The sequence below is a fragment of the Stenotrophomonas sp. NPDC077421 genome, assembly GCF_049545505.1.
In the GTDB taxonomy this organism is placed as follows: domain Bacteria; phylum Pseudomonadota; class Gammaproteobacteria; order Xanthomonadales; family Xanthomonadaceae; genus Stenotrophomonas; species Stenotrophomonas nematodicola.
On sequence record NZ_JBMWDP010000005.1, the window covers coordinates 94,562 to 109,441 of the forward strand.

At 70.0% G+C, this 14,880-nt stretch carries 13 protein-coding genes; 11 read left to right on the plus strand and 2 right to left on the minus strand.

Features of this window, described 5'->3' with window-relative positions; all coding sequences use genetic code 11:
* Positions 1 to 37: 37 nt before the first annotated feature.
* The gene (locus ACPEH1_RS04415) at positions 38 to 649 is read right to left on the minus strand and encodes a DUF998 domain-containing protein (RefSeq protein WP_136003151.1); all 612 of its coding nucleotides are present in this window, start codon (positions 647 to 649) and stop codon (positions 38 to 40) included.
* Between the two features lie 143 nt (positions 650 to 792).
* Between ACPEH1_RS04415 and trxA the strand changes: the two genes are divergently transcribed.
* From trxA to ACPEH1_RS04435, 4 genes are all read left to right on the plus strand, one after another.
* Positions 793 to 1,656 (plus strand): thioredoxin, encoded by an 864-nt coding sequence (trxA, locus tag ACPEH1_RS04420; RefSeq protein ID WP_423715326.1) that lies wholly within the window; start codon positions 793 to 795, stop codon positions 1,654 to 1,656.
* Positions 1,657 to 1,805: 149 nt separating this feature from the next.
* On the plus strand, positions 1,806 to 3,461 hold the full coding sequence (locus ACPEH1_RS04425) for a FecR domain-containing protein (protein ID WP_423715328.1): 1,656 nt from the start codon (positions 1,806 to 1,808) through the stop codon (positions 3,459 to 3,461).
* Positions 3,458 to 5,089 (plus strand): CHASE2 domain-containing protein, encoded by a 1,632-nt coding sequence (locus tag ACPEH1_RS04430; protein ID WP_423715330.1) that lies wholly within the window; start codon positions 3,458 to 3,460, stop codon positions 5,087 to 5,089. The genes ACPEH1_RS04425 and ACPEH1_RS04430 overlap by 4 nt, the downstream gene beginning before the upstream one ends.
* Positions 5,090 to 5,159: 70 nt before the next feature.
* Positions 5,160 to 5,633, plus strand: a complete 474-nt coding sequence (locus ACPEH1_RS04435; protein WP_017357014.1) for a DUF4442 domain-containing protein — start codon at positions 5,160 to 5,162, stop codon at positions 5,631 to 5,633.
* Between the two features lie 20 nt (positions 5,634 to 5,653).
* Here the strand turns inward: ACPEH1_RS04435 and ACPEH1_RS04440 are convergent, their stop codons facing one another.
* The gene (locus ACPEH1_RS04440) at positions 5,654 to 6,910 is read right to left on the minus strand and encodes a hypothetical protein (RefSeq protein WP_287252589.1); all 1,257 of its coding nucleotides are present in this window, start codon (positions 6,908 to 6,910) and stop codon (positions 5,654 to 5,656) included.
* Between the two features lie 120 nt (positions 6,911 to 7,030).
* On the opposite strand from ACPEH1_RS04440, the gene ACPEH1_RS04445 reads away from it, so the two are divergent.
* The 7 genes from ACPEH1_RS04445 (at position 7,031) to metG (ending at position 14,825) form a co-directional block, all read left to right on the plus strand.
* Complete coding sequence (locus tag ACPEH1_RS04445) at positions 7,031 to 7,708, plus strand: DUF502 domain-containing protein (protein ID WP_017357415.1); 678 nt, start codon at positions 7,031 to 7,033, stop codon at positions 7,706 to 7,708.
* Between the two features lies 1 nt (position 7,709).
* Positions 7,710 to 8,483, plus strand: coding sequence for a queuosine precursor transporter (locus ACPEH1_RS04450; protein ID WP_017357414.1), 774 nt, complete (start codon positions 7,710 to 7,712; stop codon positions 8,481 to 8,483).
* Positions 8,484 to 8,578: 95 nt separating this feature from the next.
* Positions 8,579 to 10,501 (plus strand): DUF885 domain-containing protein, encoded by a 1,923-nt coding sequence (locus ACPEH1_RS04455; protein ID WP_423715332.1) that lies wholly within the window; start codon positions 8,579 to 8,581, stop codon positions 10,499 to 10,501.
* Between the two features lie 16 nt (positions 10,502 to 10,517).
* Positions 10,518 to 11,603, plus strand: a complete 1,086-nt coding sequence (locus tag ACPEH1_RS04460) for a serine hydrolase domain-containing protein (protein WP_423715333.1) — start codon at positions 10,518 to 10,520, stop codon at positions 11,601 to 11,603.
* Complete coding sequence (locus ACPEH1_RS04465; protein WP_017357411.1) at positions 11,600 to 12,019, plus strand: VOC family protein; 420 nt, start codon at positions 11,600 to 11,602, stop codon at positions 12,017 to 12,019. Before ACPEH1_RS04460 ends, ACPEH1_RS04465 begins: the two co-directional genes overlap by 4 nt.
* 99 nt (positions 12,020 to 12,118) lie before the next feature.
* Positions 12,119 to 12,562 carry a DUF2147 domain-containing protein gene (locus ACPEH1_RS04470; RefSeq protein ID WP_017357410.1) on the plus strand — a complete coding sequence of 148 codons (444 nt, stop codon included), beginning with the start codon at positions 12,119 to 12,121 and terminating at the stop codon, positions 12,560 to 12,562.
* A gap of 193 nt (positions 12,563 to 12,755) precedes the next feature.
* Positions 12,756 to 14,825 carry a methionine--tRNA ligase gene (metG, locus tag ACPEH1_RS04475; protein WP_423715334.1) on the plus strand — a complete coding sequence of 690 codons (2,070 nt, stop codon included), beginning with the start codon at positions 12,756 to 12,758 and terminating at the stop codon, positions 14,823 to 14,825.
* The last annotated feature ends 55 nt before the right edge of the window (positions 14,826 to 14,880 follow it).

Consider the following 14,880-nt stretch of genomic DNA (forward strand, 5'->3'; position numbering starts at 1 on the left):
GCGGAAACGGCAACGACGTGCGCAGCGCGGGATGCGCTCAGGGCCGCAGCGCCGCAGGGGCCAGCGGCAGTGCGGCCGCCAGCCAGACCAGCCAGCCGCCGAACGCCAGCAGCTGGGCCAGCGGGCCCGGCAGCAGCGCGGGCAGCACGAACGCGGCCAGCAGCACCGTCGTCCCACCGGCCAGGTGCAGCTGGGCCGCACGGCGCCAGCCGGAAAGCGACCAGGCGCCCCCGGCGGTCATCAGCGCGCCCGGCACGAAGGCCAGCACCCACACCATCCACGCGCTGGCGTGGTAACGGCTGGCCATGCTGTCGATGTCGTCGGCATCCAGCGGCAGCAGCCCCATCGCGGCGAAGGCCAACGCGGCCAGCATCAGCATCTGCACCCCCACCCGCAGCGGCCACGGCGCGGTGCGCGGCACGCGCAGCAGCAGGCAGAACGCCACCCCGGCTGCCAGCAGGCCCGGCAGCAGCAGGGTCACCAGGCTGAAGGCACGCCCGTGCGGCACCCCCAAGGCACCGAGCAGGGCCAACGGATGGCGCATCGGATCGAACGCGGGCAGGGCCAGCGCGAACCCCGTCGCCGCCAGCACGAATACCGCCGCGGCCGCCGCCCCCAGCCCCTGTTCCCAGCGTTTTGCAGCCTGCATCGTCACTCCGGAAGTCGCCGGACGTCCCGGCCTTGCCTACCGGACGCATTGTCTCCGGTTTGCCGCGGACGCGGCAGTGGGGTTGCGTCGGGCGGGCGGCGGCACCATACACTCGGTTACCTGTTTCCCGTTGATATCCGACCATGAGCGATCTTTCCTACGTCTTTGACGCCACCACCGAGTCTTTTGAAGTCCAGGTCCTGCAGAAGTCCCTGCAGACCCCGGTGCTGGTGGACTTCTGGGCCACCTGGTGCGGCCCGTGCAAGACCCTGGGCCCGATGCTGGAAAAGCTGGCGGGCGAGTACAACGGTGCGTTCGAACTGGCCAAGGTGGACGTTGATCAGGAGCAGCAGATCGCCGCCGCCTTCCAGATCCGCTCGGTGCCCACCGTCTTTCTGGTCAAGGGCGGCCAGATCGTCGACGGTTTCCCGGGAGCGGTGCCGGAAGGCCAGCTGCGCGAGTTCCTGGCCCAGCACGGCGTGGTGCCGGCAGCCCCTGCCGACGCGGCCGCCGCCGAAGACGAGCCGGCACCGCTGGATCCGCAGGCCCAGGTGGACGTGCTGCGCGCGGCGATCGCCGCCGAGCCGGACAAGGAAGAGCTGAAGCTCGACCTGGCGCTGGCCCTGCTGCAGACCGGAGCCACCGCCGAAGCCAGCGCGCTGATCGATGCACTGCCGGCCAACCTGTCCACCGATGACCGCGCCGTGCGTGCCCGCGCGCGTCTGGACTTCGCCAGCGCCCTGCAGGACGCGCCACCTGCCGATGTGCTGGACGCGCGCATCACCGCCGATGGCGATGACCTGCAGGCGCGCCATCTGCGCGGTGTGCAGCAGCTGCTGGCCGGCGAGGACGAGGCGGCATTGGCGCAGTTCCTGGAGATGCTGCGGCGCGACCGCACCTACGATGATGGCCGCCCGCGCAAACTGCTGATCGACGCCTTCAAGGTCATCCAGGACGACGATCTGGTGGGCCGCTACCGCCGCCGCATGGCCTCGCTGCTGTTCTGAGGCGGCTGCGTTCAGAAACCCTGCACGGGTCCCGGGCAATAATGAATTGCGGCCCAGTGGAGGCCGCGATCCATTCGGGGGGATGAGGTCTGGGCCATTGGGGCCCACATGGCTGAGCCCCGCTTCGCAGGGCGCCATCGACCGTGAGATTGACCATTCCGCCGCACCGCTTCCCCCGTACCGTGCGCAGCCTGCTGCTGGCCCTGCTGTTGCTGTCCCCCCTGCCCCTGCTGGCGCAGGACTGGCACTACCGGGTGCGTCCCGGCGACACCCTCTGGGACCTGGCCACCCTGTACCTCAAGCCTGAAGTGGAGTGGGAACGACTGCAGCGGCACAACCGCGTGGATGACCCCTACCGGCTGCCGCCGGGCACCCAACTGGGGTTCCCGGTCGCGTGGCTGCGGGTGCAGCCCGCTCCGGCCCGGGTGGTGGCGGTACGTGGCCCGGTGCAGGCGGGCACGACGGCTGGCCGTGGCACGCTGCGCGCGCTGAAGGAAGGCGATCTGCTGGGCATCGGCGAAGAAGTCGAAACCGGCGCCGACGCCAGCGTCACCCTCGAATTCGCCGATGCCTCCCGGCTGCAGCTGCGCGAGGGCTCGCGTCTGCGCCTGGACCAGCTCAGCCGCTATGGACGCACCGGCATGGTCGATACCCGCCTGCGCCTGGAACAGGGTCGCGCCAGCAACCGGGTCACCCCGGCGCGCGGCCCGGCCTCCCGATACATCATCGATGCGCCGACGGCCACCAGCAGCGTGCGCGGCACGGTGTTCCGGGTGAGCGCGGGCCAGCACGGCCAGGGCGCCTCCACCGAAGTGGTCCAGGGGCGTGTGCAGGTCGGCAATCGTGCCGGCCAGCGCCTCGTCGCCCACGGCCAGGCCACCCGGACGCCCTCGGCGCTGACCCGCCCGGCGCCGCTGGAAGCGCTGCTGCCGGCTCCGCACCTGGACATCGCGCACACCCGGCTGGAGCCATTGCCGGCCCGGTTGGCCTGGGCGCCGGTCGACGGCGCCGCCGGCTACCGCATCGAGATCGTGCGCGCCGACCAGCCCGACGTGCTGCTGGCCGCGCAGGACAGCCCTGCCACCACCGCCACCTTCGACGACCTTCCCGCAGGCACCCTGCGCGTGCTGCTGCGCGCGGTCAGCGCCGACGGCGTGGAAGGCCTGGACAGCGAGCGCGACTTCATCGTCCGCGACCAGCCGGTCGCCCCGATCACCGTGCGCCCGCGCCACGCCGAGATCGTGAACAGCACGCGCCCGCGCTTCGAATGGGGACAGGTACCCGACGCCGCGGCCAGCGTGCTGCAGATCGCCAGCGACCCGCAGTTCGTCTCGCCCCTGGTGGAGCAGGACACCACGTCCACCCACCTGCGTCCCGCGCAGCCGCTGCCACCGGGCACGTACTACTGGCGCGTCGCCTCCCGGGACCGCAACGGCCATCAGGGCCGCTTCGGCCAGACGCTGCCGCTGACCCTGACCGACACCCCCGTCGATCCGGCGCTGCAACCGCCGGAGGCAGCCAAAGGCCAGCTGACCCTGCGCTGGCAGGCAGGCGAGCCGGGCCAGCGCTACCGCGTGCAGCTTGATCGCAAGGGCGACTTCGCCCGGCCGCTGCTGGACCGCGAGGTCGACCAGCCGGAAGTCACGCTCAAGCGCCCGTGGCACGGCAACCTGCACGTGCGCGTGCAGTACATCGAGGACGATGGCTACGCCGGGCCGTTCTCGGCACCGCAGCAGATCGCGCTGCCATGCCGCACCTGCTATGGCGCCGGCGGCGGTGCCCTGCTGCTGTGGCTGCTGCTGTGAAACCGCTGCACCTGTCATGGCCGGGCCGGTCGGTGCTGGCACTGGCGATGGCAGCGCTCGCGGTTGCCGCAAGCCACTGGCACTGGTTCTGGACGCAGGACGAAGCGGTGTACGACACCTATGTCGGCGGATGGGACTACCCGCCCGACCCGCGCCTGCTGATCGTGGCCATCGACGACGCCAGCCTGCAGCAGCTCGGCCAATGGCCGTGGCCGCGAGCCACCCATGCGCGCCTGCTCGACCGCCTGACCCAGGCCGGTGCAGGGCGTGTCGCCCTGGACCTGATGCTGTCCGAGCCAGACCGCCGTGACGCCGCACAGGATGCCGAGCTGGCCGCGGCGATCCGCCGCAACGGCAAGGTAGTGCTGCCGGTTCTCGCCGCGCCGAGCAGCGGGCCACGCATGGCCGAGGAACTGCTGCCGATCCCGCTGATCGCCGCCAACGCCGCCACCCTCGGCCACAGTGACATCGAGGTGGACGCCGACGGCGTGGCCCGCGGGCTGTACCTCACTGCCGGCATCGGCTCACCACACTGGCCCGCGCTGGGACTGGCGCTGGCCGATGTGCGCGGCCCGTTGCCCGGGCTGCGCGATGGCGGCACCGACGTCTCCTCGCCGTACCAGTGGCGGCGCGACCATTACGTGCGGGTGCGCTACGCCGGCCCGCCGGATCGCTTCCCGCAGGTGTCCTATGTGGACGTGCTCAACGGCACCGTGGACCCGGCGCTGCTGCGCGGCCGGCTGGTGATGGTGGGCATGACCGCCAGTGGCATCGCCCCGCCCCTGCTCACCCCGACCACGCGCGAGCGCTGGATGAGCGGCAGTGAATACCAGGCCAACGTCGCCTCGATGATGCTCGATGACAAGGTCATCCGCGTGCTGCCCGCCGCGTGGCAGAACGGCCTGACCGGCCTGCTGGTGGCGCTCTGCTGCCTCGCCCTGACCCTGCCGCGGGCGTGGCTGGGCGCACTGCTGGCGTTGCCGGTGGCGCTGCTGCTCAGCCTGGCCCTGCTGCGTGGCGGCAACCTGTGGTTCGCTCCGGCAGCCAGCCTGGTCGGCATGCTGCTGGTGATCGCGGCGTGGGCCGTATGGCGGGTCAGCGCGTGGCGCCGGCAGGCCAACAGCGATGCGCTGACCGGGCTCGGCAACCGGCTGCGCTTCGAGCAGGCTCTGCAGCAGGAGCACGATGCCGGCCGCCGGACCTGCCGCCCGCTCAGCCTGATCCTGATCGATGTGGACCATTTCAAGCGCCACAACGACCTCTACGGGCACCAGGCCGGCGACGACCTGCTACGCCGCATCGCACACGAAATCGGCGCGCACGCGCGGCGCCCGCGCGACATGGCGGCACGGTTCGGCGGCGACGAGTTCGCCCTGATCCTGCCCGACACCGGCGCGGATGGCGCGGTACAGGTGGTACAGGACCTGATCGCCGGGGTGCAGCAGCTGGAGATTCCGACCGGCCGCGGCGACATCGCCCGGATCACCCTCACCGTCGGCGTGTACACCCGGGTACCGGCCGCGCAGAGCGAACCGCGGCACTTCTTCGAGGGCGCCGATGTCGCCCTGTATCGCGCCAAGGCCGCCGGGCGCAATGGGTATGCGGTGGACGACGGCGGCACGGCCTGACCCGCACGGGCGCCACCATACGCATACGAATGTTAGACTCCGGACCCTCCTCCCTGCGCGACCGGACCCGATGGACGCCCGCCTGTTCCGCCACGGCATCAACCTGTGGCCCCCTTTTCTGTTCACCGGCATCCACGTCACCGACGTTGCCGCCGATTACCGCTACGTGCGGGTCGAACTGCGCATGCGCCCGTGGAACCGCAACTATGTCGGCACCCATTTCGGCGGCAGCCTGTTTGCGATGACCGATCCGTTCTGGATGCTCACGGTGATGCAGAACCTGGGCCGCGACTACTACGTGTGGGACCGCGCCGGCGAGATTGAATTCCTCAAGCCCGGGCGCGGCACGGTCACGGCCGAGTTCCGCCTCGACGAGGCCCTGCTGGCGCAGTTGCGCGCCGCCACGGCGGGCGGCGAGAAATACCTGCACTGGTTCAGCAACGACATCCTCGATGCCCAGGGCGAGGTGGTGGCGCGCGTGCGCAAGCAGGTGTACCTGCGCCTCAAACCCGACGCGCGCGGGGCAGGCAAGGCGGCTCCCTGAGCGATCGCCGACGCGCCCCGTCAGGGCGCCGTGGCCGGCATCGGCACCTGCAGCATCGCCGTGATCCCTTCATCCGGCCGGGCCGTGGCACGGCGCGGAATCTGCAGCCAGCGGCCGTCGGGGCTGAGCACCGGGGTGCGGGCGGAGGAGCGCATCGACGCGGGCAGCCGCGGCAGTGCCTGCGCCGGCGGATCGGCTTGCTGGCGGAGCCAGCGCTGGGCGGCGACCAGGCGCAGCATCGCCGCACTGTCCTGCGCACGATCCGCATAGGGTCGCATCGTCATCGCCCCGATCGCCGCCAAACGGCAGCCCAGGGCGTTGGCCACACAGTCGAATCCCGCTGGCTGCGGGGCCGGTTCGCGCAGCGGCCGGTCGTCGGCCAACGCCTGCATCGCCGCCGCGTCACAGGCCCAGGCATAGTGGGGCGCGAAGCGCGCCTCGGTCCGTGCCAGATTGAACACCAGTGGCTGCAGCACACTGCCCTGCTCGGAGGTGCGCAGCGCTGCCTGTCCCATCGCGAACTCGCCGCGCATGGCCGTGCACAGACTCTGCTCGGGCACGGTCATGGGCTGCAGGGCCGCCGTGCAGACCGGCGGCAGCGCCGCATCGGCAGGCAGCTCGGCCAGCAGGTCGGCGAGCAGATGCGCCTGGCCCTCCAGCAGGGCCGCGCCGATCATGCTGAACAACAGGTTGTCGCCGCGCCCGACCAGGCGGCGCCCGGTCAGGATGTCCGCGCACGTTCCCTGCAGCGCGCGCGGGGTATCGCCCTGCACATGTGCCAACGCATTGGCCGACAGCGTGTCGAGCAGCGGCTGCATCGACGGCAGCGGCGTCATCAGGTCGGTGTCGTAGGCGCGGAAGGGCAGCGCGTAGTGGTCGAACTGCGACAGCTCGGCCACGCGCATGTGCAACGCCTCGTGGCCGACATGGGCGGCGGCGAACGCGGCCGGATCGGCGCGTACCGCCGCCAGGCAGCCGATGCCACGCTGGCCGCAACCGAACGCGGCGGTGATGGCCGGGCGCGGGAAACGCTCTTCGGCCACCGACGCCTGTGGTCGCCTGCCGGGCGCGCCCTGCTGCCAACGCGTCAGGTCCTCGGCCAGGACCTGCTCACGGGCCGCCGCGTCCATGCCGTCAAACCCCAGCGTCCACACCGCCGCCGCGCCGCTACGGCCGTCCACCGGGGGCGCCGCGCGCAGCAGCTGCAGGGCGTCCTGGTGCGCCTGCGGGACCGGCCACAGCCGCGCGGCCAGCCACGTGCCTGCAGCCAGCAGCATCAGCACCCCGATTCCTGTTGCCGCCACACGCATCGGTTTGGTCACAGCATTTCCCCTGTTCGCGACGATTGCCCGAATCAACCAGCGTAAACGCAGCCACGCCGCCGCTACAATGCGCGGATGTCGCCCGAAGCCCCCCAACTCGTTCCGCGCCCCTCCCTGCAGCGGTTGTTCCTGACCGGCCTGCTGACCCTGCTGCCGATCTGGCTGACATGGGTCGTGGTCAAATTCGTCTTCGTGCTGCTGTCGGGCATCAGCAGCCCGGTGGTGGTGCCGCTGTCGGCGCAGATCGCCGCGTCCTTCCCGCACTATCTCGGCTGGATCAAGGTCGAGTGGATGCAGAACCTGATCGGTCTGGGCGCTACGCTGCTGGTGATCCTCAGTGTCGGCGTGCTCAGCCGCCGCGTGATCGGCCAGCGCCTGCTGCGCTGGTTTGGTGCGGTGATCCGCCGTATTCCGCTGGCCAGCATCATCTACGACAGCGCCAAGAAACTGCTCGACATGCTGCAGACCGAACCGGGCAGCACCCAGCGCGTGGTGCTGATCGATTTCCCCCACCGCGACATGAAGTCGGTGGGGCTGGTGACGCGGGTGATCCGCGAGCAGGGCACCGGCCGCGAGCTGGCGGCCGTCTACGTGCCCACCACGCCCAACCCGACCTCCGGCTACCTGGAGATCGTGCCGGTGGAACTGCTCACGCCCACCGACTGGACCGTGGACCAGGCGATGAGCTTCATCATCTCCGGCGGCGCGGTCGCGCCGGAATCGGTGCCATTCACCCGCGCCGGCGACCGCTGACATGAGCGCGCGGCCGCTGCAGGATCGCGCGGTCCTGCTGTTCATCGCGCTGGCCGCGTTCTTCTGCGCCAACGCGGTGCTGGCCGAGTTCATCGGCGTCAAGATCTTCGCGCTGGAAGACACACTGGGTGTGTCTGCGTTCAACTGGAACCTGTTCGGCCAGACCGGTTCGCTCAGCTTCACCGCCGGCACGCTGCTGTGGCCGGTGGTGTTCATCATGACCGACACCATCAACGAGTTCTTCGGCCGGCGTGGCGTGAAGTTCATCTCGTGGCTGGCGGTGGCGCTGATCACCTACGGGTTTCTCTTCGCATTCGCCGCGATCTCGCTGGTTCCTGCCGACTGGTGGGTCACCTCCATGCGCGCGCACGGCGTGCCCGATTACCAGGCCGCGTTTGCGGCGGTGTTCGGCCAGGGCATGTGGACCATCGCCGGCTCGCTGGTGGCGTTCCTGTTCGGGCAGTTGATCGACGTGGCCGTGTTCCACCGCATCCGCCGCGCCACCGGCGAGCGCCATGTGTGGCTGCGCGCGACCGGCTCCACCGCGGTGTCGCAACTGGTGGACAGCTTCGTAGTGATCTGGATCGCCTTTGTACTGGGCCCGCAGCAGTGGCCCACCTCGCTGTTCCTGGCGGTGAGCAGCGTCAATTACCTGTACAAGATGGCCTTTGCGATCGCACTGATTCCCGTGCTGTACCTGATGCGCCGTGCGATCACCCGTTATCTTGGCGCCGGGCGCGCCGCACAGCTGCGCGCCGACGCGGCGGCTGACTGAGCGCCATACGGCGCGAACCTGACCAGGCACCTGCGCTGGCCGTATCCGGTCGAATCGGGCAAGCTCCCGTGTCTGTGCGTTCACGGAAGTAGCCGATGCCCCACCCCGCCCGCGCCCTGGCGCTTGCCATTGCCGCCCTGCTGGTGTTCAGCGCTGCCGCGCCGGCCGAAGCCGCCAAGAAGAAGACCAGCCGGCCCGCGGCCGCGCAGACCCGCGCCGCCGCCAAGCCAAAGGCCAAACCGCGTGCCCGGCCTGCGGCGCCCCCTGCCCGCCAGCCGCTGGTGCGCCAGCAGACCAAGGCCGCCCAGCTCAACCGCATCTACGACGAATACTGGGATGCCGCGATGCGGCTCAACCCGCTGCAGGCCACGTTCCAGGGCGATGCGCGACACAACGACCAGTTGCCCAACATCCTGTCGGCCGCCTACCGCCAGCAATCCCATGATTTCAGCGTGGAGTGGCTGGGCAAAGTGGAGAAGATCGGCCCGGACGGCCTGACCGGGCAGGACCTGCTGAGCTACGAGATCTTCGTACGCGACGCGCGCATGTCGCTGGCCGCCGAGCAGTACCCGGGCTGGATGCTGCCGGTGAGCCAGTACTACAACCTGGGCAGCATCATGGCCATCCTCGGCTCCGGCTCGGGCGCCCAGCCATTCAACACCGTGCAGGACTACGACACGTGGTCGCGCCGCTCGCTGGGCATTCCGCCGCTGTTCGATCAGGCCATCGCCAACATGCGCCAGGGCATGGCGGCCGGCGTGGTGCAGCCGCGCGATCTGATGGAGAAGGTGCTTCCGCAGCTGGATGCCGTGATCAAGCCGACCGCCGAAGAGAGCATTTTCTGGGCACCGGTACGCAACCTCCCGGACGACTTCTCCGCTGCCGACAAGGCGCGCATCGCCGCCGAATACAAGCGCATGATCGAGTACCGCATCATGCCGGCCTACCGTGCGCTGCGCGGCTTCATCGCCACCGAATACCTGCCCGCCACCCGCGCCAGCGACGGTCTGTCGGCGCTGCCCAACGGCCAGGCCTGGTATGCGCAGAACATCGTGCAGAGCACGGCGTCCACGCTGACGCCGGTGCAGATCCACGCCCTGGCCGAGCAGCGCGTGAGCGCGCTGCAGGCGCAGATCGCCACGATCATGAAGGACAACCGCATCCGCGGCTCGCAGCAGAAGATGCTGCGCAACATGCGCACCGACCGCGATTTCCAGTACGCCAACGCCGATGCGCTGCTTGCCCGGTACAAGCAGTTGCAGGGGCAGGTCAACGCGCGTCTGCCGGGCCTGCTCGGCACGCTGCCCAAGGCGCCGATGGAGATCCGCGCGGTGGAAGCCGAGCGCGCCGCCACCGCCGCCGCGGTCAGCTACCAGCCGCCGCTGCCGGACGGCATGCGTCCGGGCATCCTCTACGTCAACACCGGCGAGCTGCCCAGCCGCCGGCGCTGGGCGGCCCCGATGCAGTACCTGCACGAAGGCATCCCCGGCCATCATGTGCAGCTGGGGCTGCAGCAGGAGCTGGACAAACTGCCGCGCTTCCGCCGCCTCGGTGGCGACATTGCCTTCGTCGAAGGCTGGGGCCTGTATGCCGAATCGCTGGGCGAGGAACTGGGCGTCTACCAGGACCCGTACGAGCGCATCGCCTACCTGCAGGGCGCGCTGACCCGCGCCGCGCGCATGGCCGCCGACACCGGCGTGCATGCGCAAGGCTGGAGCAAGCGCCAGGCCGTGGACTACCTGGTCAAAACGGCCGACCTGCCGGTCGACGACGCCACCGCCGAAGTCGAACGGTTCATGGCCCTGCCCGGGCAGACCCTGGCCAACGGCCTGGGCGAGCTGAAGATGATGGAGCTGCGCGAGACGGCGAAGGCCGCGCTGGGCCCGCGCTTCGACCTGCGCCGCTTCCATGAGGAGATCCTGCGTGACGGCTCCATGCCGCTGGACATCCTCGATGCCAAGATCGTCCGCTGGATTGCCAGCGAGCAGGCTGGCGGCAGCGCCAGTCCCACGCCCTGATCGACGCGACGCCGCCATGCACCCTGCCCGCCGCCCGCGTGCCTGGTTCCATCTGCTGTGCGGCGGCCTGCTTGCGGCGGCCCACACGGCCGCCGCGCCGGCGCTGACGCCGCCCGACCCGGGCATCGATGCACTGATGGCCCGCTATGACGGCCAGGTCCCCGGCGCGGCCGTGCTGGTGCTGCACGACGGCGTGCCGGTGTTCCGCCGCGGCTACGGCCTGGCCGTGGTCGAGGACGCCACCCCGGTCACCCCGCGCAGCAACTTCCGGCTCGCCTCGGTCAGCAAGCAGTTCACTGCGGCGGCGATCCTGCTGCTGGCCCAGGACGGCACGCTGACACTGGACGACCCGGTGCGGCGCTGGCTGCCGTCCCTGCCGGCCGCCGCCGACGCGGTCACCCTGCGCCACCTGCTCAGCCACACCAGCGGCCTGCTCGACTACGAAGACCTGATGCCGTCCGGCAGTACCGCCCAGGTCCACGATGCCGACGTGCTGCGTCTGCTCGAAGGCCAGAACCGCACCCTGTTCGCACCGGGCAGCACCTACCGCTACAGCAACAGCGGCTATGCCTTGCTGGCCCTGGTGGTCGGCAGGGCGTCCGGCCAGGACTTCGCCACTTTCCTGCGCCAGCGCATCTTCCTGCCACTGGGCATGGCCGGGACGGTCGCCCACCAGGACGGCGTGGACGCCGTCACCGACCGCGCCTACCGCTACAGCCCGGTCGACGGCCACTGGCAGCGCACCGACCAGAGCCCCACCAGCGCCGTGCTTGGCGACGGTGGCCTCTATTCCTCGCTCGACGACCTGGCCCGCTGGGATGCGGCGCTGTACGACGACCGCCTGCTCCAGGCGCCGTGGCGGCAACAGGCGTTCACCCCCGCCACCCGCACCGACGAGCCGGATGTCCCGTTCTACGGTTTCGGCTGGCGCCTCAACGGCGGTGCACAGTGGCACAGCGGTGAGAGCATCGGCTTCCGCAACGTCATCCTGCGCTACCCGGAGCGGCACCTGACCGTGATCATCCTCGCCAACCGCGACGGCCCCGAACCCTATCCGCTGGCACTGAAGATCGCGCAGCGCTGGCTGGACACCCTGCAATGACGCCTCCCGACGCTACCGGCCTGCTTGGCGTCCACCACGTGGCGCTGATCGGATCGGACTACGCCCGCTCCCGCGCCTTCTACACCGGGGTGCTCGGCCTGCGCGTGCTGGCCGAGAACCATCGGGCCGCGCGCGACTCCTGGAAACTCGACCTCGCCCTGCCCGACGGCAGTCAACTGGAACTGTTCTCGTTCCCCGACGCGCCGCCACGGCCCAGCCGCCCCGAAGCGCAGGGCCTGCGCCACCTCGCGTTCCGGGTCGCGACACTGGAACCGATGATCGCCCGCCTGGCCGCCGCGGGCGTCCCCTGCGAGCCGATCCGCACCGATGAATACACCGGCCGCCGTTTCACCTTCTTCGCCGATCCGGACGGCCTGCCGCTGGAGCTGTACGAGATCCCGGCCGACCCCGGCTGACGTCTGCCGCCGACACGTTCCGTACCGGAGCGAATGGGTATACAGTCGGCCCTGTACCGGCCCCGCGCCGGCATTCACGGACATCCCTGGGAGGGGAACATGCGCAAGACCTTCAAGACGCTGCTGCTGGCACTGCCGCTGGTCATGGCCGCCCTGTCGGCCAACGCCGCCGACAGCGCCGTCGGCCGCTGGAAGACCATCGATGACAAGACCGGCAAGGTGAAATCGATCGTCGAGATCACCCAGGCCACCAATGGCACCCTGACCGGCAAAGTGGTCGAGATCCTGCATTCGGACAAGGGTCCCAACCCGGTCTGTGACGGCTGCGAAGGCGCCAACAAGAACAAGCCGGTCAAGGGCATGACCATCCTGTGGAACCTCAAGGCCGACGGCGCCAGCGCCTGGTCCGGCGGCACCATCCTGGACCCGGCCAACGGCAAGACGTACAAGTCCAAGATGAAGCTGCAGACCGGCGGCGCCAAGCTCGACGTGTCCGGCTGCGTGGCCTTCATCTGCCGCGCCCAGACCTGGGTGCGCGAGTAAAACGTCCGCCGTTGCTGCACGTGTGAAGAAGGCCGACGCGGTTTTCCGCGTCGGCCTTCTGCATTTCCGGCACCCCACCCCGAACGGGCGTCGTTGACGTTTGGCCGTGCGCGCTGGCCCACGCGGCACAGGCTGGGGGCGCATACGCCCCTCCGTGCGATAATCCCCGGTCCCCAAGGCAACAGCGCTTCCCATGACCCGCACCGCTCTCGTCACCACCGCCCTGCCCTACGCCAACGGCCCGCTCCACCTGGGCCACCTGGTCGGCTACATCCAGGCTGACATCTGGGTGCGCGCGCGGCGAATGAGCGGCGGCAAGACCTGGTTCGTGTGCGCCGACGATACCCACGGCACCCCGATCATGCTCGCGGCCGAAAAGGCCGGTGTGACCCCGGAAGCCTTCATCGCCAACATCCAGGCCAGCCACGAGCGCGACTTCGCCGCGTTCGGCGTCGCCTTCGATCACTACGACTCGACCAACTCGGCCACCAACAAGGCCCTGACTGAAGCCTTCTACCTCAAGCTCGAGGCGGAAGGTCACATCGCGCGTCGTTCCGTGGCCCAGTTCTACGATCCGGCCAAGGGCATGTTCCTGCCCGACCGCTACATCAAGGGCATCTGCCCCACCTGCGGCAGCGCCGACCAGTACGGCGACAACTGCGAAGTCTGCGGCGCCACCTACAGCCCCACCGACCTGAAGGAACCGAAGTCGGTCATCTCCGGTGCCACCCCGGAAATCCGCGACTCCGAACACTTCTTCTTCGAGGTGGGCCGCTTCGAAGGTTTCCTGCGCGAGTGGCTGGCGGGCGACGTCGCCCTGCCCGGCGTCAAGGCCAAGCTCGGCGAGTGGCTCAATGCCGAGGGCGGCCTGCGTGCCTGGGACATCTCCCGCGACGCGCCCTACTTCGGTTTCCAGATTCCCGGCCATCCCGGCAAGTACTTCTACGTCTGGTTGGATGCGCCGATCGGCTACCTGTCCAGCTTCAAGGCGCTGTGCGCCAGGACCGGCGAAGACTTCGACGCGCACCTGCGCGCCGGCACCGCCACCGAACTGCACCACTTCATCGGCAAGGACATCGTCAACTTCCACGGCCTGTTCTGGCCAGCCGTACTGCACGGCACCGGCCACCGCGCGCCCACCCGCCTGCACGTCAACGGCTACCTCACCGTGGATGGCGCCAAGATGTCCAAGTCGCGCGGCACCTTCGTGATGGCGCGCACCTACCTCGACGCCGGTCTTGAACCGGAAGCGCTGCGCTACTACTTCGCCGCCAAATCCTCCGGCGGCGTCGACGATCTCGACCTGAACCTGGGCGACTTCATCGCCCGCGTCAACGCCGACCTGGTCGGCAAGTTCGTCAACCTCGCCAGCCGCTGCGCCGGCTTCATCAGCAAGCGCTTCGACGGCCGCCTGGCCGACGCGCTGCCGGACCCGGCCCAGTACGACCGTTTCGTCGCTGCCCTGGCGCCGATCCGCGAGGCGTACGAGCGCAACGATCCGGCCACCGCGCTGCGCCAGACGATGGCGCTGGCCGACGAAGCCAACCGCTACATCGACGATGAAAAGCCGTGGGTGATCGCCAAGCAGGAGGGTGCCGACGCGCAGCTGCAGTCGGTGTGCACCCAGGGCCTGAACCTGTTCCGCGTGCTGGTCACCGCGCTCAAGCCGGTGCTGCCGGCCACCGCCGCCCAGGCCGAGACGTTCCTGGCCGCCCCCGTGCAGGCCTGGACCGATGTCGCCTCGCCGCTGGTCGCCCACACCATCGCCGTGTACGCCCCCCTGTTCACCCGTATCGACCCGAAACTGATCGACGCCATGACCGACGCTTCCAAGGACACCCTGCAGGCCGCCACCCCGGCTCCCGCCACCCCGGCCAAAGCCGCCAAGCCGGCCGCACCGGCACCGGCCGCCGACGGCGACGCTGCGCCGAGCTACATCGGCATCGACGACTTCGCCAAGCTCGACCTGCGCATCGGCAAGGTGCTGGCCTGCACGTTCGTCGACGGGTCGGACAAGCTGCTGCGTTTTGAACTGGACGCCGGCGAGCTGGGCACGCGCCAGATCTTCTCCGGCATCCGTGCCAGCTACGGCGACCCGGAGGCGCTGGTCGGCCGCAGCGTGGTGTTCATCGCCAACCTGGCGCCGCGCAAGATGCGCTTCGGCCTGAGCGAAGGCATGATCCTGTCGGCCGGTTTCGACGGTGGCGCGCTGGCGCTGCTGGATGCCGACAGCGGCGCGCTGCCGGGCATGCCGGTCCGCTGATCGCTCCCGGGGTGGCCCCCAGGGCCGCCCCGCCTGCGCAAGCCCAGAGAGGATC

Coding starts and splice junctions, on each gene's coding strand:
- ACPEH1_RS04455 (WP_423715332.1), top strand. CDS start 8,579: ATGCCCCACCCCGCCCGCGCCCTGGCGCTTGCCATTGCCGCCCTGCTG.
- ACPEH1_RS04435 (WP_017357014.1), top strand. CDS start 5,160: ATGGACGCCCGCCTGTTCCGCCACGGCATCAACCTGTGGCCCCCTTTT.
- ACPEH1_RS04465 (WP_017357411.1), top strand. CDS start 11,600: ATGACGCCTCCCGACGCTACCGGCCTGCTTGGCGTCCACCACGTGGCG.
- ACPEH1_RS04415 (WP_136003151.1), bottom strand. CDS start 649: ATGCAGGCTGCAAAACGCTGGGAACAGGGGCTGGGGGCGGCGGCCGCG.
- ACPEH1_RS04445 (WP_017357415.1), top strand. CDS start 7,031: ATGTCGCCCGAAGCCCCCCAACTCGTTCCGCGCCCCTCCCTGCAGCGG.
- ACPEH1_RS04470 (WP_017357410.1), top strand. CDS start 12,119: ATGCGCAAGACCTTCAAGACGCTGCTGCTGGCACTGCCGCTGGTCATG.
- ACPEH1_RS04460 (WP_423715333.1), top strand. CDS start 10,518: ATGCACCCTGCCCGCCGCCCGCGTGCCTGGTTCCATCTGCTGTGCGGC.
- ACPEH1_RS04450 (WP_017357414.1), top strand. CDS start 7,710: ATGAGCGCGCGGCCGCTGCAGGATCGCGCGGTCCTGCTGTTCATCGCG.
- trxA (WP_423715326.1), top strand. CDS start 793: ATGAGCGATCTTTCCTACGTCTTTGACGCCACCACCGAGTCTTTTGAA.
- ACPEH1_RS04440 (WP_287252589.1), bottom strand. CDS start 6,910: ATGCTGCTGGCTGCAGGCACGTGGCTGGCCGCGCGGCTGTGGCCGGTC.
- metG (WP_423715334.1), top strand. CDS start 12,756: ATGACCCGCACCGCTCTCGTCACCACCGCCCTGCCCTACGCCAACGGC.